Here is a 21941-nt window from a genome sequence, read left to right on the forward strand (position 1 = left end):
CATCGTGAGCACGGATAAGAGCCGTTTCGTCGTTTCGGCGGACTGGGTGGAAAAACAGCTCGGCACATCAGGGTTTCGTGTCGTTGATGCCTCCTGGTATCTGCCGGCGCACAAGCGCAACGGCGCGGAGGAATATGCCGCAGGTCACCTGCCGGGCGCCGTGTTCTTCGATCAGGACAAGATTGCCGACCATGCGACCGGTCTGCCGCACTCCCTGCCATCACCGGAATTCTTTGCGCAAGAGGCCGGCGAGCTTGGTCTCAGCGAGAATGATACGATCGTGGTCTATGACGGCCCCGGTTTCTTTTCCGCGCCGCGTGTGTGGTGGATGCTCAGGGTGATGGGCGTGCGCAAGGCCTATGTGCTGGATGGCGGCCTGGACGGCTGGAAGCGCGACGGCCGGCCGCTCGAAACCGGTACACCGGAAATCGAGCCGGTCACCTTTACGCCTGACTTCAACGAAAAGCGCGTGACTTCGCTTGCCGCCATGCGCGGCATCGTCGACAGCGGCGAAAAGCAGATCGCCGACGCCCGCGGCGCCGGGCGCTTTACCGGCGACGAGGCCGAGCCGCGCGCCGGCATGCGCTCTGGCCATATGCCCGGCGCGCGCAGCCTGCCGGCGACGGCCTTTTCCGAAAACGGCCATTTCAAGGACCTGACCGCCATCCGCAAGATGGTGACGGATGCCGGCATCGATCTTTCGAAGCCCGTTGTCACCAGTTGCGGCTCGGGTGTCACCGCCGCCGTCATCACGCTGGCGCTGGAATCGCTCGGCCATTCCGACAATTCGCTTTATGACGGCTCATGGTCGGAATGGGGTGGATTGCAGGATACGCCTGTTGTGACCGGCGCTGCCGATCCCCTGCCTGCCATCGCGCATGGGCCGCTGAAGGCGCATGTGACGCAGCTGGAAATGACCGCACCACCGAAGGTCAGCCTGCCGATCCCCGTCAACATCCAGACGGCGCTGATGCGCGTCAACAATATTCCCCTGCATTTCTACCGCTATCTCTACTGGCGGGTGGGCAAACGCTGGCATTGGCAAAAGCGCATGCGGATGAGCGACGCCGAGCTTGCCGCCATCCTGCGCGATCCGAAAAACAGCGTCACGGTTCTTTACATGAACGGCGCGCCCGCCGGTCTCTTTGAGCTGAACAAGGCGAGCGACGAGGTGACCGAGCTTTCCTATTTCGGGCTGCTCGAAGAGGCGATTGGCGCGGGCGTCGGCAAGTGGTTCCTGCTGCAGGCGCTTTACGCCGCCTGGCAGGACAATCCGCAGCGGGTGACGGTGACCACCAATACGCTCGACCATCCGCGCGCGCTGCAGCTTTACCAGATGATGGGCTTTTCACCCGTCGGCACCTATGAGGCCTGGGTGGAGCCGCTTGCCGATACGGAGCTTCTGGAGATATCGCTGCGGAACTGAGGCTTCGGCCTTCGAGAGCGGCGCACGCCGTTCTTCGATACGGAGTGTGTGCCGTTCCTTCCCCCTCATTCCTGTGCTTGTCACAGGAATCCAGCCAGCCCAAGTCCTTGGGTTGAAAAGACTCTTCCCGTCGCGCAGACGCGCGTCGACTGGATTCCTGTGACAAGCACAGGAATGAGGGCGGAGGCAGGTGCCAGCCTCGTAAACCGTTGACCGGTTGGTGCGAAGCCCCAAAACAGCGTAATGCTCAAGCCTTCTCGATCATCAGATGCGTCGCGCCCTCGCCGGCCACCGTTCCGGTGCAGCGATAACCGAGCGCGGGCAAATCCAGCCCTTCGAAAAGCAGCTCGCCCTTGCCGAGAAACACCGGCGCAAGGGCCAGATGCAACTCATCGATCATGCCCGCCGCCATATATTGCCGGATGGTGGAAACGCCGCCGCCGATGCGGACATCCCTGCCATTCGCCGCCGTCAGCGCCCTGTCGAGCGCCTCTTCGATGCCGTCGGTGACGAAATGGAACTCGGTGCCGCCCTTCATAGTGAAGGACGGACGCGCATGATGTGTCAGGACGAAGACCGGAACGTGATAGGGCGGTTCTTCGCCCCACCAGCCCTTCCAACTTTCATCCGGCCATGCACCGCGCACCGGCCCGAACATGTTGCGCCCGAGAATCCAGGCACCGATATTTTCGAAGCTCTTTTCGGAGAAATCCTCGTCCGTGCCGGTCGAGCCACCGTCCTTGCCGAACATGCGGTGGAAGGTGCGGGTCTTGAAGGCCCATTGGTGCAACTCTTCGCCACGCACGCCCAGCGGATTTTGCAGGCTCTGCTCCGGTCCTGCGCCATATCCGTCAAGCGAAATGGCGAAATTGCGAACGACGACCTTTGGCATGGCACTCTCCTCCCATCCAGGAGGCAGATCGCCAGCGTCCGGCAATCGGCCTCAGATTTCCCGTTCCAGATTGACAGCCGTTGGAATATGTCCGCCGGCGGCGCCCTTGTCTTCCGTGACGGTGTTCAGCAGGTGATCGGCAATCAGCTCCGCCTGGAACTTGCCAAGCTCGTAGCAATAGGTGATTTCGCGCTTTTCCGCCGACCAGTAGACATCGGGACGGCCGCAGGATTTGGCCGTCAGCCGGACGTCGCCCTTCAGGGCATAGGCACCGAAGCTGCGGCTGATGAGATCGAGCACCTTCGATTCCTTGACCATGATGGCATAGGGTTCAAGGTCAGGATCGCGCGGCGGCACGTAGCTGACGGAAAATCTGGACGATGCCTGGCTGCGGTAGGGAGCGAGAAAATTCTCCCAAGCGGAAGCGACGCCCGGATAGGCGGCGGCGCATTTGCCGAAGTCGGCATTGTTGAGACCCATCATGGCGGCCAGATCGCCATAACCGTCCTTGTCGCGGCCGACCATCAGGCAGGCCATGTTGCGGTCGCGGCTCCTGTCGGGCACCAGTGCGGAAAAGACCGGCGCTTCGTGCTCGGGCAGGGTCTCCGCCTCCCGCGCCAGATACCAGCTGTCGGTGGCATTGACGAGCGCGGTATCAAGCCATTCCTCGTTGGCCTGAAGGATGAGCGTGCCCGCCAGCTGGTCGGCCGGAGCCTGCGCACTGCCGGTGTGGGGGGTGCCGAAATCTGAAATCAGCATGCGCGCACCCTCGTGATAGAGCGAGAAGATCGCGTTGCCGATGACGAAATTCACGGCCTGCTGCAGCTGGTCGTCGGACAGGCCGTCCAGACCGGAGGCAAGCTGCGCCCGCGCCTCGATCGGAGCCGTCAACGAAACGAAAGCCAGCGGTACGGCGGCCAGAAAACGACGCAACATAAAATCAGACCTTCCGGAAACGAGGAGCGTCACTGATTCCCGATGCTAACGAGTCACGCAATGGGCTGGTTGCATCGCCTGTCAAGAATCGGGTGGATAGTGCTCCGTTTCGGGATCATAGCTGCAAAGAAGCAACGCCGATCCCAACCGGAAGGAGCCCACCATGTCCGATCTCGTCTTTATTGCAATGCCGGCTAACGAAGCCGAAGCCTTCCGCGCAGGCGCGGCCGACGCCTATGGCAACCGGCCGGAGCAGGCCATTTCGCCGGGCGGCATGCCCTGCCGCCATTGCCTTTCCCAGATCGCTGCAGGGGAAAGGATGCTGATCCTCGCCTACCGGCCCTTTCCTTCATTGCAGCCTTATGCGGAAACGGGGCCTATATTTCTGCATGCGGACGCCTGCGCGCGCTATCCGCAGACAAAAACCGTCCCGCCGATGCTGGACAGCCCGGATTATATCATACGCGGATATGGCGCCGACGACCGCATCGTCTACGGCACCGGCGCGGTGACGGCGACGGGCGAGATCGTCTCACGCGCAGGGCAGCTTCTCGAGCGCACGGATGTCGCCTATGTGCATGTGCGTTCCGCCCGCAACAATTGCTACCAGTGCCGTATCGATACAGCATAATCGGCAATTGCCTGCAATTTTAAGAAAAGGACTAAACGGCTCTCAAGCTTTCCGCGCCATGATGCAGCTATCGGAAACAATTGATTTGAGCAGCAAAATGACAAACAACCTCAACATGGCAACCCGCAGCGCACCCCGCAGCAAGACGAGGATCTTCGCGACCGTGCACTATTTCAGCCAGTCGACCAGAGGCCGTGTCGTCGACCTTTCGGCGACCGGAATGGCTCTCGAACTGGACGGGCCTTTCGCGGCTGCCAAGGGTAGCCGGGTCAAGGTGCAGAGCGACGATCTTGGCTTCATCGAAGGTGTGGTGCAGTGGCAGCACATGAATCGCCTTGGGCTGCAGCTGAAGCTTTCCACCAACACGCTGGCGCAGCTCTCCTCCTATTTCCGCTTTTTCCATGAAGACGTGAAACCGACGCTCGCGCGCTGAAATAACAAATGCCGAGAACCGGATTACGGCGAGGGAACGGAGCGTAATGCCGCGATGACGGTGCGCGCGCCACGCGCCGATGACAAAAAATTTATCAAACGGTTGAAAACAGGCAAGTCCGTCACGGGCTTGTCATTTTGATGATGGACTCCTCGGCGATTGCTTCTACCCTGTCGCTTTCCATGACAGCGCAAGCTTCATCCGAAGGAGTTCCCATGTCGTCGCTTCTCGCTCTCCACCCCATTACCCGCCGTTCGCTTCTCGGCGGCATTGCGGCCTCCTCGGCGCTGGTGCTGCTGCACCCCTTCGCCGCGCGCGCCGCCGCCAATCAGGCGCATCTGCGCATCATGGAAACGACGGACATCCATGTTCACGTCTTTCCCTATGATTATTACGCCGACAAGCCAAACGACACGATGGGGCTTTCGCGCACCGCCTCGATCATCGACAAGATCCGCGCCGAGGCCGGCAATTCGATGCTGGTGGATAATGGCGACTTCCTGCAGGGCAATCCGCTCGGCGACTATATCGCCTATGAGCGCGGCATGAAGGCCGGCGACAAGCACCCCGTCATCAACGCCATGAACGTGCTGGGTTATGATTGCGGCACGCTCGGCAACCACGAATTCAATTACGGCCTCGACTACATGTCGAACACGCTGGCCGGCGCCGGGTTCCCTTACGTCTGCGCCAATCTCACCAAGGGCCAGCTCGCTTCCGATCCGAAAAACGACGAGCTGTTCTTCAAGCCCTATGTCATTCTGGAAAAGCAGATCCGCGACGGCGGCGGCGTGACGAGCCCGGTCAAGGTCGGCATTATCGGCTTCGTGCCGCCGCAGATCATGATGTGGGATTCCAAGAACCTCGAAGGCAAGGCGCAGACGCGCGACATCGTCGAGGCCGCGAAAGCCTGGGTGCCTGTCATGAAGGAAGAAGGCGCCGATATCGTCATCGCTCTTTCCCATTCCGGCATCGACGGCAAGGGCCAGACCGAGCGGATGGAAAACGCCTCGCTTTACCTGGCAGGCGTCGACGGCATCGACGCCATCTTCACCGGGCACCAGCATCTCGTCTTCCCTGGCCCCAAGACCTGGGACGGCATCGAGGGCGCGGATGCGGTCAAGGGCACGCTGATGGGCAAGCCGGCGGTCATGGCCGGTTTCTGGGGTTCGCATATGGGCCTCATCGACCTGTTGCTCGAAAAGGACGGCAAGGGCTGGAAGATCGTCGACTTCACCTCCGAAGCCCGGCCGATCTATCACCGCGACGAAAACCGCAAGATCGTCGCCGATTTCACCGACAAGGCAGAGGTTCTCGCCGCCGCCAAGGCCGATCACGAAGCGGCCCTCGCCTATGTGCGCCGTCCCGTCGGCAAGACGTCCGCCCCGCTCTATTCCTATTTCGCGCTGGTGGCCGACGATCCGTCCGTGCAGATCGTCTCCAACGCCCAGACCTGGTATATCAAGGACATGCTGAAGGAAGGGCAATATAAGGACCTGCCGGTGCTTTCTGCCGCGGCGCCCTTTAAGTCCGGCGGTCGCGGCGGCGCGGATTATTATACCGATGTCCCCGCCGGTGACATTGCCATCAAGAACGTCGCCGACCTCTATCTTTACCCCAACACGGTGCAGGCGGTGCTGATCAACGGCGCGCAGGTGAAGAACTGGCTGGAAATGTCGGCAGGCATGTTCAACACGGTCGAGGCCGGGGCAAAGGACGCGCCGCTGCTCAACCCGGATTTCCCGTCCTATAATTTCGATGTCATCGACGGCGTCACCTATCAGATCGATATTTCCAAGCCGGCGAAGTTCGACAAGGACGGCAAGGCGGTCAATCCGGACAGCAATCGCATCGTCAATCTGCAATTCAACGGCAAGCCGATCGATCCCGAGCAGAAATTCGTGGTGGCCACCAATAATTACCGCGCCGGAGGCGGCGGCAAGTTCCCCGATATCGCTGCCGACAAGGTGATCTTCGTTGCCCCCGATACCAATCGCGACGTGATCGTGCGCTACATCGTCGACCAGGGCACCATCAACCCGTCGGCGGATGCCAACTGGTCCTTCGCGCCGGTGGCCAATACCACGGCAATCTTCGAGACCGGCCCCAAGGGCCGCCATTATGCGACGGACATCAAGGGCGCGAAAATCGAGGATGTCGGCGACGGTGCGGAAGGTTTCGCGAAGTTCCGTCTGGTTCTTTGAGGACGATGGCCCTCCCGGCGGCAATGTGCCGGGAGGGCTTTTTTAATCGCGCCTACCGACTGCGCGCAGCAGAAGCGGCAGTTCCGCCGGCGGCTTCCGCTCGATACGCCGATAATCGCTGCCATCGCGGTTGCGGCGGATGAGTTTCAGGCCGACCATGTCGCGCCGCAGCATCGCTGCATCGCCAAACAGATGCAGGCCATCCAGAAAGCCGCTGAATTCGCGTTCGGAGAAGCTCCGTTCGGCGGGAATTTTCGCCCATAGATACCAGAGGCACAATTCCTGCTGCGAACGGCGGGACGGCCATTGCGCCAGCCTGCCGGCGGCATCAAAAATCCGCGCGGTCTTCAGCACCCTGCCCTCATTGACGGCCGGCATCGTCTCGGCTGCTGCAGGCCCGCTTTCGGCGGGCAGCAGCGTGCGGAACGCGCGCAGATGCTGGAAATTACGGAAGCCTGCAGCCCTGCTCAGGAGATTGAGCATCTCCACATGGCTTGGCTGGCGGTCCAGCCTGCCCATCTGTTCGCGCAGCGATTTGGCAAAGGTCGAGAGGTCCGCGACCTCCATGGAAAGGATCGAACGTGGCATGACTTATCCTCACGTGCCATTCCGAAATGGTGTCGCTGATCGCCGGCTTCCGACAGGGCACGGGACAAGTGCTGTCACTGTTTTCCAATGCAGGTTTAGCTTCCCTTGCGGGACGGCGATGCCTCGGTGAACTGCTGACCGTGGATTAGGTATAGGCAGGAGGCCAGCCCGCGTCAATTGGCCTTGCCTGGAGCTTGGTGCCGAGGTTGCGGCCCTTCCTTCTCCCCGCCGGGGACAAGAAACACGCCGCACCTTCTAAAGCCGAAAAGCAATTGTCACGGTTCAACGAATGTCACTCAGCGGCGACAGAAATGGTCCTCTGTTTGCCAGCCGCGAGCATCCCGTTGAAATCCTTCTGGTTTGGGCAGGCCGACAGGCGCTGCTGAAATGCTGTCGCGAGCCATTGGCCGGCGGGGCCGGCGGGCTCATCCACCCGCCGAAGCGCAAACAGGGGATATTCGCCCTGCTCATAGGCGTCGAGATCAAGCGCCTTCAGGCTGCCATTGGTCAGGTCGTTGCGAACGATGGATGCCGGCAGACCGCCCCATCCCAGACCACCCTTGATCAGCTGGTATTTGGTGGCGATGTCGCTGACCCGCCATGTCTTGTAGGACAGGACGTTGAAATCGCGGCCCTTGGTCAGGCCGGAAGCATCGGTGACGACAAGCTGGACCTCCTCGCGCACATCGCCAAGGACCAGCGGCCGCTCGATCTGGGCCAGCGGATGATCCGAAGCGACAACCGGCAGCATGAAGGAATGACCGACCTTTTCGACGACGAGTTCATCGTCCTGGCGCAACATCGCCCCGCCAATGCCGATGCCGGCCTTGCGCGATAATACCATATCCATGACCATGCCCAGTTCGCCGACATTGAGGCTGAGCGTGACGGTGGGAAATTGCCGGCGAAAATCCCGCAGCACCGCCACCATTGCCTCCGCCGGCACCATGGTGCTGATGGCGACGGAGAGCTCCGCCTCAAGCCCCTGTTTCAGCCCCTTGGCGCGAGCGCGCATTTCCTGCAGGCCGGCGACGATGCGCCTTGCATCCTCCAGCATGGCGCGCCCCTCATCCGTCAGCTTCGGCTGGCGCACGCCACTGCGCTCGAACAGCGTGACCTCCAGCTGCGCCTCAAGATTGGCTATGGTGTAGCTGACCACCGACTGGGCGCGATTGAGCGCGCGGGATGCGGCGGAAAAACTGCCGGTCTCGGCTACCGTCAAAAATACCTGCAACTGGTCGAGCGTCGGGTTCGCGTCCATCTTCCATCCATTTCATCGATAGATTGCTTCCATATTATCACAGTTTTCTTGATGGCAGTAATTTTTCATATAAGCAGAAAAGGAGGTGCCCGTGGCTCCTCCGCGCCCTCCCAAGGCATCCCGTCAAACCATTGCATGCAAGGAAAAGACCATGTCCAACATTCTTCTCATCACCTCCAGCCCGCGCGGCGACGAATCGGTTTCGAACAAGTTTGCCGGTGAGCTTGCGGGCAAGCTGAAGGCCAAGTCGGCATCGAACACCCTTGTCCACCGCGATCTCGCCGCCGATCCCATTCCACATCTCGACACCGTCAAGACGGCCGCAATCCGCAAGCCGGCCGATCAGCGCACGCCCGAAGAAGCGATTGCCGCCGACTATTCCGACAAGCTGGTGGCCGAACTTCTGGCCGCCGACACCGTCGTCATCGGCACCGGCCTCATCAACTTCAACATCTATTCCGGCCTGAAGTCGTGGATCGACAATGTCGCCCGTGCCGGCCAGACCTTCAAATATACCGAAACCGGCCCGCAGGGTCTTGCCACCGGCAAGAAGGTCTACATCGTGCTGGCCGCTGCCGGCGTCTACTCCGAAGGCCCCGCCGTTTCGCTGAACCACGCCGTTCCCTATCTGAAGACCGTTCTCGGTTTCATGGGCATGACGGATGTGGAAGTGATCTATGTCGAAGGCCTGGCATTCGGCCCGGAAGCCGTTGAAAAGGCCGTGGCTGCCGCAGAAGCCAAGGTTGCCGAACTGGCACAGGCCGCCTGAGGCCGGCGACACGGCACGCTGATGCCGGCGCGGTTGCCGGTATCAGCCGACCCACATGCCATGACGGCCGTGGACCTGGTCCCGGCCGTTGTTTTTTGCCGCATAAAGCCGGGCATCGGCTTCCGATAAAAGCGCACGGAAAAGCTGCCCATCCTCGAAGGCCGTGGCGACACCGATGCTGACGGTCAGCGGCGAGCCATCCGGGCGGCGCAGATCCGTCAATATCGCCGCCCGCAGATTGGCGGAAAAGGCAAGAGCGGCCTCATGGGCCATTGCCGGCAGGAGAGCCACAAATTCCTCGCCGCCAAAACGATACAGATGCCCGAGCGGCTGCACGGCGCGCTTCAGCACGGCGGCGAATTCCCGCAATATCTCGTCACCCTGCAAATGCCCGAAAGTGTCGTTGACGGTCTTGAAGTGATCGATATCGACGATCAGCACGCTGACGGGACGTTGCTTCTCCAGACACTCCACCACGACGGACGGCGCATCAAGTTCCATGCGGGCACGGTCCGATACGCCGGTCAGCATGTCGCGGCCTGAGCGGGACAAAAGCTCCTCGTAACGCTCCCTGAAAGTGAGATCGTTGAAGACGTCGGCAACGCTGCGGCGTGTCAGGAAACGCCCCTTGCCCGATGTCAGCCAGAGATAGATGGCGAAAAGCGCCGAATAGATGGCGACAGCCGCCATCTTCGCCTTCCAGCCGTCGTAGAAGACATCGACCGGGGCATTGAACAGAAGTCGCAGCACCCCGTAAAAGCCGGCCTGGTCGAAACTCAAAATGACGACGCCGCAGATCGCGAAGCGCAGGACGATATGGCGCTGAAGATAGCGTCCCAGCTTTTCGTAAAACAGGATGATGGCGATGGCGTCGATGTAAAGCAGGCTGGTTCCCCATACCATCAGCACGCCCATCTCATTGAGAAAGCCGGCGCTGAGCGACTGTCCGGGAACGACCGCCACCGTCTGATGGAAATGGATGATCTGCGCCATGATGACGGTCAATATATTGCCGAGAAACAGGCCATAGATCGGCTGGCGCACGACCGCCGCATCCTCGCGCATATAAAGCATGAGGATCATCATCAGCTTGCCGGCAAACAGAATGGACGAACCGGGGGAAGCCACGCCGAAGGGCAGCTCGACGTAAAAGACGGCGGCCAGATAGGTTTCCATGAAATGCATGACACCCAGCGCGGTGAGAAAAACACCGATGCCGAGAATATGCCGGTAATGAAGGAACGCCGTCATTACCGAAAAATAGACGGTGGCCTCAATCAGAAAGAGGGCCAGATTTGCCCATTGCATCGGCACACGCCCTATCGATCCACACCACGCCGGTTTCTCGGCGCGACTCCATGCCCTTCAGGGACGATAGGCCGAAGCAACCAACGGAATCTTAATGTCCGGCGGAAGAAAACGTCATCATTTTCCTGGGAAGAGCGATGAACCGTTCTGGTCGATGATCAGTTTCGCCTTGCGGATGGTGAACTCCACCGCATCGTCCATGCTGGTGAAGACGTCGGCGCGGACGAATTCGTGCACCAGCACTTCCTCGCCAGCCTTTTTCTCGATGCGGCCCGCCAGGCGGAACTGGCCGCCTTCCTTGATCGGCGTCGCATAGATCAGATAGTCGCCATGCGTATGCGGCTCTGCCTGTGCGGTCTTCTGCGGCGCATCGGAAGATGGCTGGCCGGAGCCGAAGGCCGAGAGGATTTTGGAAAAAAACGATGCCATGGCTTTCACTCCCTCAATCTGTCACGTTTGAAGGGCGGCGGTGATCCGCCCTTCCCTGCCGTTCGTTTCCCGATCAGATGATCAGGTTCGACAGGATGTCGTTTTCGGTAATATCCTCATAACCGAGACCGGCGGCCTCGAAACGCTCCAGCAGTCCTGCGAAATTGTCCTTGGTGCTGGTTTCGATACCGATCAGGATCGAGCCGAAATTGCGGGCCGATTTCTTCAGATATTCGAAACGGGCGATATCGTCGTCCGGGCCGAGCAGGTTGAGGAAATCGCGCAATGCGCCGGGACGCTGCGGCAGGCGCAGGATGAAATATTTCTTCACGCCGGTGTAACGCATGGCGCGTTCCTTCACATCCGGCAGGCGCTCGAAATCGAAATTGCCGCCGGAGACGACAGCGATGACCGTCTTGCCTTCCAGCCTCTCCCGGCCAAGCTTTTCCAGCGCGGCAATCGCCAGTGCGCCCGCCGGCTCCAGAACCACACCTTCGAGGTTCAGCATCTCGATGATCGTGACACAGATGGCGTTTTCGGGGATGAGCATCACCTGCTCGGCCGGGAAATCCTTCAGTGCCTTGAAATTCAGGTCGCCGATGCGGGCAACGGCTGCGCCATCGACGAAATTGTCGACCTTGTTCAGCGTCACCGGCTCGCCGTGTTCGAGGCTCTTCTTCAGGCTCGGCGCACCTTCCGGCTCGCAGAACACGAAGTTTTCCTTGCGGACCGTGCCGGCCAGAAAACCGGAAAGGCCGGCGGAAAGACCGCCGCCGCCGACCGGCATGACGACGATATCCGGCTTCGTGCCTTCCGGCAGCTGGTCCATGATCTCGGCGGCGACCGTCGCCTGCCCCTCGATGATATCCTCATGGTCGAAGGGCGGCACCATGTAGCCGTCATTGTCCTCGACGTGCTTGCGCGCAGCCGCATAACACTGGTCGAATATATCGCCCACCAGACGGATCTTGATGAATTCGCCGCCGAAGATACGGGTCTTGTCGATCTTCTGCTGCGGCGTGGTCACCGGCATGAAAACGACACCGTGAACGCCGAAATGACGGCAGGCGAAAGCAAAGCCCTGGGCATGATTGCCGGCGGACGCACAGACGAACACCTTGTCCTTGCCGGCCTTGGCCACCGCCTTGCGCAGAAAGTTGAATGCGCCTCTAATCTTGTAGGAACGAACCGGGGACAGATCCTCGCGCTTCAGCCAAATCGACGCGCCATACCGACGGCTGAGATGTTCATTCAACTGCAGCGGCGTTTCCGGGAATATCTCCCGCACTTCCCGCCGCGCTGCCTCCACAAGCTGCTTGTCCACGATTGTCAATCCATTGAAATTCATAATGGCACCCGCTATGCCATAGGACGGCGTCGGAGACAAAGACTCATTTCAGCGCGGCCACGAACTCTGGGTTTCATTTCTTGAACAGCAACCTTCTGCGCTCGGTCATTTATGTGGCGTCCATCTTCGGGCTCTACCTTGCGACTGCCATGTTCCTGCCCGCGCTGACGGATCTTTATTACGGCAATGACGACTGGATGGTGTTTGCGCTGTCCGGCTTCATGTGCGGCGGCTTCGCGCTTGCCTGCGCGCTCGCCACCCGCGGGCCGATCGCATCCTTCAACAAACGCTTCGGCTTCCTGCTCGTCAATATTCTCTGGCTGGTGTTTTCCATCGTCGGCGCGGTTCCGCTCTACCTGTCGGAACTCGACCTGACGCCCGGCCAGGCGCTGTTCGAATCCGTCTCCGCCATCACCACGACGGGATCGACCGCCATATCCGGGCTCGACAATGCACCGCAGGGCATTCTTCTGTGGCGGTCGCTGCTGTGCTGGCTGGGCGGCATCGGTATCGTCGCGCTCGGCCTCTTCATCCTGCCGCTCCTGCGGGTCGGCGGTATGACCTTCTTCCGCATGGAATCCTCCGACACCGGCAATGACCGGCCGTTTGCGCGTCTGGCAAGCTTCACGCGGGCCTTCGTGGCGATCTACATCATCATGACGCTGGCCTGCACCATCGCTTATGATTTTGCCGGCATGTCGCATTTCGACGCGCTGAACCATGCCATGTCGACGGTCGCGACCGGCGGTTTTTCCACCCACGACGCGTCTTTCGCCTATTTCAACAATACCGCGCTGCTGTGGATCGCCACCATCTTCCTGATCTTCGGCAGCCTGCCCTTTTCGGTGATGATCCTGCTTGCGGTGCGCCGCCGGCTGGAGACGCTGCGCGACCCGCAGATTGCCGTCTTTCTCGGCTATCTCTGCGCGATCTCGATTGCGGTCGGCGTCTACCATCATTTCAGGAACGGCGTGCCGCTGGACGACGCGCTCAGCCATTCCTTCTTCAACATGACCTCGATCCTGTCGACCGGCGGTTTTGCCAGCGACGATTACACGCTCTGGGGTCCCTTCGTTGTTGTGGTCGCCTTTTTCGCCACTTTCATGGGCGGCTGCTCCGGTTCGACGGCGGGCGGCATCAAGGCCTATCGCTTTCTCATCATCTTCAACGTGGTGCGCGCCGGCCTGAAGAAGCTGATCTATCCGAACGCCGTCTATTCGGTGCGTTATGGCCAGCAGGTGGTCGATCCCGATACGATCCGGACGATCTTCCTGTTCGTCAGCTGTTTCATCGCGCTGTGGATCGCCGGCAGCCTTGCCATGAGCCTGATGGGGTATGATTTCCTCACCGCCACCTCGGCCGTCGCGACCTCGCTTGCCAATGTCGGCCCCGGCATCGGCCCGATCATCGGACCGGCGGGCAATTTCTCCACCATCAGCGATCCGGCGCTTTATCTGCTGTCGGTGCTGATGCTGCTCGGACGCCTGGAAATCCTGACCGTCCTCGTATTGCTGATGCCGATTTTCTGGAAGAGCTGATATCCCGCATCCGCGTGAATAAAGCGCTTGACCTTCCCACGTTGGAATAGTCCAGGCTCCCCCTGTTACACATTTCCAACCAAGGAGAAACGCCCGATGTGCACCGCTCACCAGCATCATGCCGAAACCGCCACGGCACCGGTTGATGCAGATCTTTCTTTCCATGTTGAAGACATGACCTGCGGTCACTGCGCCGGCGTGATCAAGGGCGCGATCGAAAAGACCGTGCCCGGTGCCGCCGTGCATGCCGATCCCGCAAGCCGCACCGTCGTCGTCGGCGGCGTCTCCGACGCGGCCCGTATTGCCGAAATCATCACCGCCGCAGGTTATACGCCGGAAGCGCGCGCCTGATCCGAAGAGGTCCGGCGGCGCCTATCCCTGCGGCCGCCGGATCGCCCTGACTGCTCCGCTTCACGCTGAACCTGTGAAGCAACCCTTGGACCTCACGGGGCTTTGTCCTTTTCCATACCTTCCCGCGGCGATGCCTCTCCCTTTTCAGGGATGACGGTGGAGGTTTTCCGGCTCCTTCGACCCCGCATCTTTCAAACTTCAGCGCCAGCTTCCGTGATGCCCGACCCGATCCGGCATCCAGCCGCGGCGCGTCTGCGCCGTGAGAGGACTCTTTTGCGATCAAGAACTCGATCGCACTTGACCCCGGATCTCATCGGGGATGACGGAGTGCGGATGCCCGTTTTCAAAATACCGTGACGCCGCGGCACCTATCGGCAATATGGCCCGGCTCTCACGAGCCGGGCCATATCTCATCGGCAACACTTGCCGGACTTATTTCGTTGCCAGATCCTTGGTCATGACAAAATAGTTGAGCGGATGCGGCTTGTAGTTTTCGAGCTTGGCGGAGTAGGCATCGAACACGGTTTCGTGGATGAGGAAGACGGAGACGGCTTCGTCGTAAAGTTTCTTCGCCGCTTCGCTGTAAATGGCGTAACGCTTTGCGGGTTCGGCCGTCGCATAAGCGGATTTGATCAGCTTGTCGGTCGCCTCATTGCAATAATGCGAGATATTATAGCTGCCGCCGCAGGTATAATCGGCATTCAGGAAACCGGCCGGTTCGGCGACATCGGTGGCATAACCGCGCGACAGCAGCGCCATGTCGAACTTGCCGGCCAGAAGGTCGGGTTCGATCGCACTGTAATCGGCAACCCGGACATCGACCTTGATTCCGAGTTCCTGCAGCTGCGCCTGGATGATCGCCGCGACATCCTTCAGTTCGGTCTTTGCCGTATAGGCAAGCAGCGTGACCTTCAGGCTGCCGGGGGCTACCCCCGCTTCCTTCAGCAGGTCCTTGGCCTTTTCCACGTCATAGGCGGGTTTGCCTTCTTCGGCAGCCCAGGGTTCACCCGCCGCAAAGGGCATGGCCGCACCCTTGACGGCGCCTTCATAGATGCTCTCGGCGATACCGCCGGTATCGACGGCGGCCTGGATCGCCTGGCGCACCTTGAGATTGTCGAAGGGCGGCCTGGAATTGTTGAGCAGCAGTTCGGTGATGCGCGGCGACGGGATCGGCGCGACCTTGACGCCTTCGGTGGATTCGATCGTCTTGACTGTCCATGGCGGAACGAGGCGCGAAATCTGCGCTTCCCCGGTGCGCGCCTGGGTGGCGCGGGTGTCGGCATCGGGAACGAAATTCACGCGGCCACCCGCAAGCTTCGGCATTCCGCCCCAATAATCGTGGTTGGCGGTCAGTATCATGTGCTGGCTGGGATCGACCTCCGTGATCTTGAAAGGTCCGGTGCAGGTTCCAACCGGATCGACCTTGCCGTCCTTGTAGGCCGCCGGTGCGAGAATGGAGGTGGCGGGGCTCGCCATCTGTGCTGGCAGCAGCACCGAAGGCTCGATCGTCGTTATCCGGACAATATCATCGCCACCGGCTTCGACCGTGGCGATGAGCTTCGGTGAAAAGGCGCGGGCGGGAACCGGCGCTTTCAGAAGGTTGGTAAGCGCGTTCACGGCGGCCTTGGCATCCAGCGTTTCGCCGTTCTGAAACTTGACGCCCTTGCGCAGCTTGAATTCCCATACCTTGGGGCCGGTCTGTGTCCAGGATTCGGCCAGGCTCGGCTCCAGTTTCATGTCGTAGCCGACACGGATCAGGCTTTCGAAACACCCCGCGCGCGAGCCGAGATAGGCGTCGTCGGAGGCCATCTGCCAGCCGGTCTTCACACCGAAATTATCGTCATAGGTAATCGTGGCGGCCTGTGCCGCTGGCGCAGAAAACGCGGTGACCATGGCGCATGTCGCCAAAAGTGCGTACTTCATCATAGAATATTCCCCTTTTATTTTTGATGATAGCGCTCACATTTCATTTATATTCACGAATTTTTCGATTAAATTTTCTGAAATCACGAGACAAAAGCATACTCAATGGATATTCCATGAATATCCATTCGAATATGATCTATTTTAGGTTTTTATATTCGGAATTTTATTCCGATATTAAACCCTGCACGCACAATTCATCTGTTTTGACCAAGGAACAAAACTGTAACTGCTTTACGCTTCAGCTCCATTCGCGCCAATGATGGCAGCGTGCGAAATGCTCGCCCGCAACGCCCTCCAGAACCGGCTCCTTTTCACCGCATATCGCCGTCGCATATTTGCAGCGGGTGTGAAATTTGCAGCCACCCGGAGGATTGAGAGGGCTGGGCAAATCACCGTCCAGCAGCATTTCCGGCGCATAAAGGCCGGTCTCATCCAGCATCGACGACGCGATCAAAGCCTTGGTGTAGGGATGTTTCGGCGCGCGAAAAAGCTCCTCGCGATCAGCGATTTCGACGATCCGCCCGAGATACATCACCGCGATGCGATCGCAGAGATAACGCACCACGCGCAGGTCATGGGAAATCATCAGAACCGTCAAACCATGACGGCGTTTCATGTCCATCAGCAGGTTGAGGATCTGCGTGCGCATGGAGGCATCAAGCGCCGACGTCGGCTCGTCGCAGACAAGGAAGCTCGGATTGAGAAGCAGGGCGCGGCCGATGACCACACGCTGCAACTGCCCGCCGGAACATTGGCTCGGGTAGCGATCGAAAAAGGAGGAATCGAGACCGACCTCTTCCAGCATCCTGAAAACACGCGCCGTGCGCTCCTCGCGTGTGCCGATGCCGTGCTGGGCAAGCGGCGCCTCCATGCTCTGCCCGATGCGCATGCGCGGGTCGAGCGCGGAATAGGGATCCTGAAACACCAGTTGCACGACCTGGCGCATGCGCCGCAGCGCCTCGCCCTGCATGTGCAATATATCGTGTTTGCCGATGCTGACCTCACCTTTGGTCGCATGGGTCAGCCGGGTGATCAGCCCGGCAACAGTGCTTTTGCCGCATCCGGATTCACCGACAAGGCCAAGCACCTCGCCCTCACCGATGGTCAGGGACACATCGTCGACCGATTTCACCACCCGGTGACCAAGGCCGGATATCGGATAATATTTGCAGAGGTTCTTTGCAACCACGTAAGGCCTGCTCTCGCTGCCGGCCATTGGCGGGTTTTCTCTGATCGCTGTCGATAACATTCCGCCCCCTCCTTCAGCAAACCGCGTGGCTGGCATGATCATGGCCGGCATGGTCGTCGCCGACCGCCCAGCATCGCGCCTTGCGGCCTTCCGGCAAGGCGTTCAAATCCGGTTCCGCGGCCATGCAGCGGCTGCCCATGCCGGCCGCCTTGGCCAGCGAGCAGCGCGGATGAAACCGGCAACCGCAGGACATGTCATGCGCCTGCGAACTCGATCCGGGTATCGTCAGCAGCTGCCCCTCGCTGTCGGTGGTCAGAAGCGAGCAGCTGATCAGCGCCTTGGTATAGGGATGCTGCGGCGCCTTGAGGATCGCCTGGGTCGGCCCCTCCTCGACGATGCGCCCGGCGTACATGACTGCAATGCGGTCCGCGAAAGCGGCGACCACCGACAGATCGTGGGTGATGAGCAGGGTTGCGAGCCGGCGCTTGCGGCGCTCGTCATCCAGCAGGCGCAGGATTTGTGCCTGGACGGTGACATCGAGAGCCGTCGTCGGCTCATCGGCGATCAGCAGTTGCGGATTGCCGGAGAGCGCCGCGGCAATCATGACGCGCTGGGCCATGCCGCCGGAAAGCTCATGCGCGAAACATTGCGCCCGCGCCGATGGGTCCGGAATGCCGACATCGGACAGGAGGCCAACGACCCGGCTGAGTGCCGCGTACCGGCTCATCTTGCGATGGACCCACAAAGGCTCGGCAACCTGCGTTCTTACCCGGCTGGTCGGATCCAGCATGGCCTGAGGCTGCTGGAACAGCATGCCGATATCAGCGCCGCGCAGCGCATCGAGCTCGGCGGATGAGAGCGCGAGGATATCGCGGCCGGCAAAGGAAATGCGGCCGGAATTGATCTCCGCGCCCGGTGGCAGAAGCCGCATCAGCGACAGGGCCGTCATGCTCTTGCCGGAACCGGATTCGCCCACGAGAGCGACGACCTCCCCGGCATTGACGGAAAGCGTCAGGCCCGAAATGACAAATTTTCGGCCATTTTGCGCGGGCACCGAAACATGCAGATCCTCGATTTCCAGAAGCGGCGCGCGCTCGGAAGAGATGGCCGTATCGGCATGCGTCTGTCCTTCGATATTCATAAGAGTTCCCCTTATTTTTATTGAATCGGAGGCATTTGCGTATTTTCATGCGGCTTCAGACGATATTACTCTCCTTCCGGTTCCTTTGCCTCAGCCATGTTTGACGATCGTCAAACCGGTCATTGCCCTTTAACGGGCGTCAATGACCGTTCTGTTTCTTGGTCTCGATATTGAGCCCGTGGCCGATCCACGTCACGCTGAGCGCCGACAGGAAAATCGCCAGGCCGGGTGCGATGACCAGAACGGGCATGCGTTCGGCATAGGCCTGCGCATCGGCCAGCATCAGCGCCCAGTCGGCGGCCGGCGGCTGCACGCCGAGCCCCAGAAACGACAACCCGCCCACCGTGATCAGCTTGTGGCCAAAACGCAGGAACGCCACGGCCGCGATCGGCCAGATCGTGTTGGGAATGATGTGCCGGACGATGATGAAGCGCCGCGTGCAGCCGAGCACTTCCGCCGCACGGATATATTCGCGGGAATTGATCGACAGCGTCAGCCCGCGCGCCAGCCGCGCAAAGGGTGTCCAGCCGACAATCGTCAGCGACGCGATCAGCGTTCCATATCCCGGGCCGAAGATGGCGACGAGGAAGATGGCGATCACCACGTCGGGGATGGCGATGAGCAGATCCACGATGCGCATCAATATTTCATCGAGAATGCCGCGGCTGCGGCCGCTGATGATGCCGATGAAGGTGCCGATGGCGACAGAGAGAATGACGGTGATGGCGGCGATCGTGACCGTGAAGCGGCCGCCGATCAGCAGCCGGCTGAGTACATCGCGCCCGAGATGGTCGGTGCCCAGCCAATAGGCGGCGCTTGGCGGGTTGAGCCGCAGGCGAAGGTTCTGCTGCGCCGGATTATAGGGCGAAATCCATGGCGCGATGATCAGCAGCAGAATGATGACGAGAAAGATCGCCGATCCCGCATAGAAGGTCCAGTGCCGCCGGCGGATGAAGTCCGTGAAGCGGCTGAGGGTCGAGGGGCGCCTGGGCGTGGTCATCGGCATGGCGGCTGTCGCGCTCGGAAAGTGACTAATGGTCATGGTGACCTCGCATGGCTGGATTGATCAGGACATAAAGGCCGTCGGCCAGGGTATTGATCAGGATGGACAGGGCGACGATGCAGATGAAACCGCCCTGCAGCATCGGGATGTCGCGATTGACCACCGCATCGTAGAGAAGCCGGCCCATGCCGGGGATGGCGAAGATCACCTCCACGACCACCGATCCGCCCAGCAGGCCGGCAAGCCAGAGGGCGAAGAAGGTAACCACCGGCAGCGAGCCGTTGCGGATGCCGTGGCGCATGACCGTGCTGTGCATGCCGAGCCCGCGGCTGCGCGCCGCCGTGATATAGGGCGCGCGCAGGACCTCGGCCATGGCCGCACGCGTCACCTGGGTGAAATAGGCCAATGGGCGCAATGTCAGCGTGAGTGCGGGAAGCACCAGCGAGCGCCAGCTGTCCCACCCCGCCGACGGCAGCCAGCCGAGATAGAGCGCAAAGACCAGCGCCGACATGGGCGCGAACCAATATTCCGGCGTCGCAACGAAGGTCTGGATCATCAGCGTCGCGAAATTGTCGAGCCGGCCGCCCGGGCGCATCGCGGCGAGCGTGCCGAGCGGCAGGGCAACGGCCACCGCGATTGCCAGGGCCGTCAGCGCCAACGTCACCGACACGCCGAGCGAGCGCAAGAGCTCGCCGGCCACGGGCTGGCTGCTGGTGAAGGAAAAACCAAGATCGCCGCGCAGGGCGCTGGACAGCCAGGTGAAATATTGCACGTAGAGCGGCCGGTCGAGCCCGAGGCTTACCCTCAGCGCCTCCACCGCATGCGGATCGAGCGCCGTATCGCGCATGCGTGAAAACAGGATGGTACGGGCCGGATCGCCCCCCGCCATATAGGGCAGAAGAAACGCGATGACGGAAACGATCGCCAGCATCAGGCACAGAATAAGGAAGCGCTGTATTATCTGTATCCACATGGCCTGATCTCCTTCACCACGATTGGCGTCTGCACTGCAATCCGCGCCCGCTCCCGGCCGCTTATTTTCCGGAGCGCTGTAAATCCATCACCGGACCGGAGGTGCCCTTCAGCATGCCGGACCGTTTGGGCACGACGGTCACGGCGGTAAAATCGATATCCTCGGAATGGGCCAGATCCTGAATGATCGGGCATTCCGGCTCACCATTGTCCGGGCAATAGGTTGCGAGATTTCGAAGCGTATCGGCCATCTCCCGTAGGGTATCCATCTTCGCTTCCAGGTCGATGACATGCTCCATGACGATGCGTTTGACATCGCACGAGGCGCCGCCCGGATCACGCCACAGGGTCATGAGCTGCCTGATTTTTTCGATCGAAAAACCGAGGTCGCGCCCGCGCCGGATGAAGCGCAGGGTTTCCAAGTCATTGGCCGTGTAGACCCGGTATCCGGACTCCGTGCGGTTTGCCGATTTGATCAGCCCGATCGTCTCGTAATGCCTGATCATCTTCGCAGAAACACCGGAGGCGGTGGCGGCTGTGCCAATGTTCATCGATCCTGCTCCTATCTTTCCGGGGTGAAAAACACGTCTGCATGAATGTCGGCAGTGCGGATACCACGCGCCAGAAGCTGCGGCACCGTCGCCTCGATCATCGCCGGCGGGCCGGCGAGATAGGCTTTCCAGCCATCCAGATCGTCGAAGTCATCCGCCACCGCATTGCCGACATAACCGCAGCGCATCTGCGCCTGCGGCTCGTTCGAGAGAACCGGAACAAAGCTCAGATTGCGGTGCCGGGCGATGAGCGCCTCGAAATGATCCACCATATAAAGGTCACGCCGGGCGCGGGCGCCGAAATAGACATGGATCGGACGTTCCCGTCCCGTCGCCTGCCCGCTGACCAGTGCGGCTTCGACAACGGCCTTGACCGGCGCCAGACCCGAGCCGCCGGCAATGCCGAGGATCGGCCCGCAATGTTTTGCCCGCAGGAAGGAAGAGCCGAAAGGCCCTACCAGGGCGACCGGATCGCCCGCCCTGGCGCGGGTGAAGATGTGACCGCTCGTCAGACCGCCCGGCACGTGCCGGATGTGGAATTCGATCAGCTCCTCGTCGACCCGGCTGGCGATGGAATAGTCGCGCGGCGAACAGTCCGGATAAAGCAACCGCACATATTGCCCGGGCTTGAAGGTGAATTGCCCGCGGTCATCGAGCCTGATGCGGACAAGCTTGATATCATGCGTCGCATCCACCGCTTCCGCGACGACACCGTCGAAACGGCCGGTCGGAATATCGGCAATCTCATCGGCGCCATCGAGCCAGCCTATCGTCACGTCGCTCATCGGCACGGCGCGGCAGGCAAGCGTCAGGCCTTCCGCTTTTTCCTCTTCCGTCAATGAGAAGGGCGTGTGCTTGAGAAGATCGATCTCACCGGACATGAGACGGGATTTGCAGGCACCGCAGCGGCCCATGCGACAGCCGTGCGGATAGGTGACCCCTGCCGCCAGCGCGGCCTGAAGCACGGTCTCGCCCTCAGCCGCCAGGATGCTGCGTCCGATCTGCGGCAGATAGATTGTGTTGCCAGGCGTCATCATGTCCGCCT

Annotated in this window: 21 protein-coding genes; 7 read left to right on the forward strand and 14 right to left on the reverse strand. The window is 60.6% G+C overall.

The genetic code is table 11. From position 1 onward, the window contains the following. The first annotated feature begins 4 nt into the window (after positions 1 to 4). On the forward strand, positions 5 to 1426 hold the full coding sequence (gene sseA / locus ACI2KA_RS09955) for a 3-mercaptopyruvate sulfurtransferase (protein WP_404501544.1): 1422 nt from the start codon (positions 5 to 7) through the stop codon (positions 1424 to 1426). A gap of 247 nt (positions 1427 to 1673) precedes the next feature. Here sseA and ACI2KA_RS09960 read toward each other — a convergent pair whose 3' ends face one another. Together ACI2KA_RS09960 and ACI2KA_RS09965 are read right to left on the reverse strand one after the other, a co-directional pair. Beyond that, complete coding sequence (locus ACI2KA_RS09960; protein WP_404501546.1) at positions 1674 to 2318, reverse strand: dihydrofolate reductase family protein; 645 nt, start codon at positions 2316 to 2318, stop codon at positions 1674 to 1676. Between the two features lie 51 nt (positions 2319 to 2369). After that, the gene (locus tag ACI2KA_RS09965) at positions 2370 to 3254 is read right to left on the reverse strand and encodes a DUF4344 domain-containing metallopeptidase (protein WP_404501548.1); all 885 of its coding nucleotides are present in this window, start codon (positions 3252 to 3254) and stop codon (positions 2370 to 2372) included. Between the two features lie 163 nt (positions 3255 to 3417). On the opposite strand from ACI2KA_RS09965, the gene ACI2KA_RS09970 reads away from it, so the two are divergent. The 3 genes from ACI2KA_RS09970 to ACI2KA_RS09980 all read left to right on the forward strand — a co-directional run bounded on the left by ACI2KA_RS09970 (position 3418) and on the right by ACI2KA_RS09980 (position 6522). Continuing rightward, positions 3418 to 3885, forward strand: coding sequence for a DUF1203 domain-containing protein (locus ACI2KA_RS09970; protein WP_404501549.1), 468 nt, complete (start codon positions 3418 to 3420; stop codon positions 3883 to 3885). A 97-nt stretch (positions 3886 to 3982) separates the two neighbouring features. Continuing rightward, complete coding sequence (locus ACI2KA_RS09975) at positions 3983 to 4318, forward strand: PilZ domain-containing protein (protein ID WP_404501551.1); 336 nt, start codon at positions 3983 to 3985, stop codon at positions 4316 to 4318. Positions 4319 to 4533: 215 nt separating this feature from the next. Then, positions 4534 to 6522, forward strand: a complete 1989-nt coding sequence (locus ACI2KA_RS09980) for a bifunctional 2',3'-cyclic-nucleotide 2'-phosphodiesterase/3'-nucleotidase (protein WP_404501553.1) — start codon at positions 4534 to 4536, stop codon at positions 6520 to 6522. Between the two features lie 42 nt (positions 6523 to 6564). Here ACI2KA_RS09980 and ACI2KA_RS09985 read toward each other — a convergent pair whose 3' ends face one another. Both ACI2KA_RS09985 and ACI2KA_RS09990 read right to left on the reverse strand, forming a co-directional pair. Next, on the reverse strand, positions 6565 to 7110 hold the full coding sequence (locus tag ACI2KA_RS09985) for a DUF2087 domain-containing protein (RefSeq protein WP_404501555.1): 546 nt from the start codon (positions 7108 to 7110) through the stop codon (positions 6565 to 6567). A 292-nt stretch (positions 7111 to 7402) separates the two neighbouring features. After that, positions 7403 to 8371: a LysR family transcriptional regulator gene (locus ACI2KA_RS09990; RefSeq protein ID WP_404501557.1), complete on the reverse strand. Its 969-nt coding sequence runs from the start codon at positions 8369 to 8371 to the stop codon at positions 7403 to 7405. 151 nt (positions 8372 to 8522) lie between these two features. Here ACI2KA_RS09990 and ACI2KA_RS09995 point away from each other — a divergent pair, with 151 nt between their 5' ends. After that, complete coding sequence (locus ACI2KA_RS09995; RefSeq protein ID WP_404501559.1) at positions 8523 to 9140, forward strand: FMN-dependent NADH-azoreductase; 618 nt, start codon at positions 8523 to 8525, stop codon at positions 9138 to 9140. 42 nt (positions 9141 to 9182) lie between these two features. Here the strand turns inward: ACI2KA_RS09995 and ACI2KA_RS10000 are convergent, their stop codons facing one another. The 3 genes from ACI2KA_RS10000 to ilvA form a co-directional block, all read right to left on the reverse strand. Next, positions 9183 to 10448, reverse strand: a complete 1266-nt coding sequence (locus ACI2KA_RS10000) for a diguanylate cyclase (protein ID WP_404501560.1) — start codon at positions 10446 to 10448, stop codon at positions 9183 to 9185. A gap of 117 nt (positions 10449 to 10565) precedes the next feature. Further along, the gene (locus tag ACI2KA_RS10005) at positions 10566 to 10877 is read right to left on the reverse strand and encodes an HlyU family transcriptional regulator (protein ID WP_404501562.1); all 312 of its coding nucleotides are present in this window, start codon (positions 10875 to 10877) and stop codon (positions 10566 to 10568) included. Between the two features lie 73 nt (positions 10878 to 10950). Next, positions 10951 to 12225, reverse strand: coding sequence for a threonine ammonia-lyase (ilvA, locus tag ACI2KA_RS10010; RefSeq protein WP_404501564.1), 1275 nt, complete (start codon positions 12223 to 12225; stop codon positions 10951 to 10953). 80 nt (positions 12226 to 12305) lie between these two features. Between ilvA and ACI2KA_RS10015 the strand changes: the two genes are divergently transcribed. Together ACI2KA_RS10015 and ACI2KA_RS10020 are read left to right on the forward strand one after the other, a co-directional pair. Next, a complete protein-coding gene (locus ACI2KA_RS10015) occupies positions 12306 to 13763 on the forward strand; it encodes a TrkH family potassium uptake protein (RefSeq protein WP_404501566.1) in 1458 nt (485 codons plus the stop codon). Positions 13764 to 13859: 96 nt separating this feature from the next. Beyond that, entirely contained in the window at positions 13860 to 14114 is a 255-nt protein-coding gene (locus ACI2KA_RS10020; RefSeq protein ID WP_404501567.1) for a heavy-metal-associated domain-containing protein, read from the forward strand. A gap of 432 nt (positions 14115 to 14546) precedes the next feature. Here ACI2KA_RS10020 and ACI2KA_RS10025 read toward each other — a convergent pair whose 3' ends face one another. The 7 genes from ACI2KA_RS10025 to ACI2KA_RS10055 form a co-directional block, all read right to left on the reverse strand. Continuing rightward, positions 14547 to 16040 carry an ABC transporter substrate-binding protein gene (locus tag ACI2KA_RS10025; RefSeq protein ID WP_404501569.1) on the reverse strand — a complete coding sequence of 498 codons (1494 nt, stop codon included), beginning with the start codon at positions 16038 to 16040 and terminating at the stop codon, positions 14547 to 14549. 238 nt (positions 16041 to 16278) lie between these two features. Beyond that, entirely contained in the window at positions 16279 to 17289 is a 1011-nt protein-coding gene (locus ACI2KA_RS10030; RefSeq protein WP_404501571.1) for an ABC transporter ATP-binding protein, read from the reverse strand. Positions 17290 to 17302: 13 nt separating this feature from the next. Further along, positions 17303 to 18370, reverse strand: a complete 1068-nt coding sequence (locus ACI2KA_RS10035; RefSeq protein WP_404501573.1) for an ABC transporter ATP-binding protein — start codon at positions 18368 to 18370, stop codon at positions 17303 to 17305. Positions 18371 to 18509: 139 nt separating this feature from the next. Further along, positions 18510 to 19412, reverse strand: a complete 903-nt coding sequence (locus ACI2KA_RS10040; protein ID WP_404501575.1) for an ABC transporter permease — start codon at positions 19410 to 19412, stop codon at positions 18510 to 18512. After that, a complete protein-coding gene (locus tag ACI2KA_RS10045) occupies positions 19402 to 20346 on the reverse strand; it encodes an ABC transporter permease (RefSeq protein ID WP_404501577.1) in 945 nt (314 codons plus the stop codon). Before ACI2KA_RS10045 ends, ACI2KA_RS10040 begins: the two co-directional genes overlap by 11 nt. A 61-nt stretch (positions 20347 to 20407) precedes the next feature. Then, the gene (gene cueR / locus ACI2KA_RS10050; RefSeq protein WP_404501579.1) at positions 20408 to 20896 is read right to left on the reverse strand and encodes a Cu(I)-responsive transcriptional regulator; all 489 of its coding nucleotides are present in this window, start codon (positions 20894 to 20896) and stop codon (positions 20408 to 20410) included. Positions 20897 to 20907: 11 nt separating this feature from the next. After that, complete coding sequence (locus ACI2KA_RS10055; protein ID WP_404501581.1) at positions 20908 to 21930, reverse strand: 2Fe-2S iron-sulfur cluster-binding protein; 1023 nt, start codon at positions 21928 to 21930, stop codon at positions 20908 to 20910. Positions 21931 to 21941: the final 11 nt, after the last annotated feature.

It is taken from the genome of Agrobacterium sp. NPDC089420 (assembly GCF_044900305.1).
GTDB lineage: Bacteria > Pseudomonadota > Alphaproteobacteria > Rhizobiales > Rhizobiaceae > Agrobacterium.

Bases quoted from the DNA above. Each gene is read 5' to 3' on its own strand.
- ACI2KA_RS09980 (WP_404501553.1), top strand. From the start codon at position 4,534: ATGTCGTCGCTTCTCGCTCTCCACCCCATTACCCGCCGTTCGCTTCTC.
- ilvA (WP_404501564.1), bottom strand. From the start codon at position 12,225: ATGAATTTCAATGGATTGACAATCGTGGACAAGCAGCTTGTGGAGGCA.
- ACI2KA_RS09970 (WP_404501549.1), top strand. From the start codon at position 3,418: ATGTCCGATCTCGTCTTTATTGCAATGCCGGCTAACGAAGCCGAAGCC.
- ACI2KA_RS09965 (WP_404501548.1), bottom strand. From the start codon at position 3,254: ATGTTGCGTCGTTTTCTGGCCGCCGTACCGCTGGCTTTCGTTTCGTTG.
- ACI2KA_RS10020 (WP_404501567.1), top strand. From the start codon at position 13,860: ATGTGCACCGCTCACCAGCATCATGCCGAAACCGCCACGGCACCGGTT.
- ACI2KA_RS10040 (WP_404501575.1), bottom strand. From the start codon at position 19,412: ATGACCATTAGTCACTTTCCGAGCGCGACAGCCGCCATGCCGATGACC.
- ACI2KA_RS10030 (WP_404501571.1), bottom strand. From the start codon at position 17,289: ATGTTATCGACAGCGATCAGAGAAAACCCGCCAATGGCCGGCAGCGAG.
- ACI2KA_RS09995 (WP_404501559.1), top strand. From the start codon at position 8,523: ATGTCCAACATTCTTCTCATCACCTCCAGCCCGCGCGGCGACGAATCG.
- cueR (WP_404501579.1), bottom strand. From the start codon at position 20,896: ATGAACATTGGCACAGCCGCCACCGCCTCCGGTGTTTCTGCGAAGATG.
- ACI2KA_RS10005 (WP_404501562.1), bottom strand. From the start codon at position 10,877: ATGGCATCGTTTTTTTCCAAAATCCTCTCGGCCTTCGGCTCCGGCCAG.
- ACI2KA_RS10035 (WP_404501573.1), bottom strand. From the start codon at position 18,370: ATGAATATCGAAGGACAGACGCATGCCGATACGGCCATCTCTTCCGAG.
- ACI2KA_RS10025 (WP_404501569.1), bottom strand. From the start codon at position 16,040: ATGATGAAGTACGCACTTTTGGCGACATGCGCCATGGTCACCGCGTTT.
- ACI2KA_RS09985 (WP_404501555.1), bottom strand. From the start codon at position 7,110: ATGCCACGTTCGATCCTTTCCATGGAGGTCGCGGACCTCTCGACCTTT.
- ACI2KA_RS10055 (WP_404501581.1), bottom strand. From the start codon at position 21,930: ATGACGCCTGGCAACACAATCTATCTGCCGCAGATCGGACGCAGCATC.
- ACI2KA_RS10045 (WP_404501577.1), bottom strand. From the start codon at position 20,346: ATGTGGATACAGATAATACAGCGCTTCCTTATTCTGTGCCTGATGCTG.
- ACI2KA_RS09990 (WP_404501557.1), bottom strand. From the start codon at position 8,371: ATGGACGCGAACCCGACGCTCGACCAGTTGCAGGTATTTTTGACGGTA.
- ACI2KA_RS09975 (WP_404501551.1), top strand. From the start codon at position 3,983: ATGACAAACAACCTCAACATGGCAACCCGCAGCGCACCCCGCAGCAAG.
- ACI2KA_RS09960 (WP_404501546.1), bottom strand. From the start codon at position 2,318: ATGCCAAAGGTCGTCGTTCGCAATTTCGCCATTTCGCTTGACGGATAT.
- ACI2KA_RS10000 (WP_404501560.1), bottom strand. From the start codon at position 10,448: ATGCAATGGGCAAATCTGGCCCTCTTTCTGATTGAGGCCACCGTCTAT.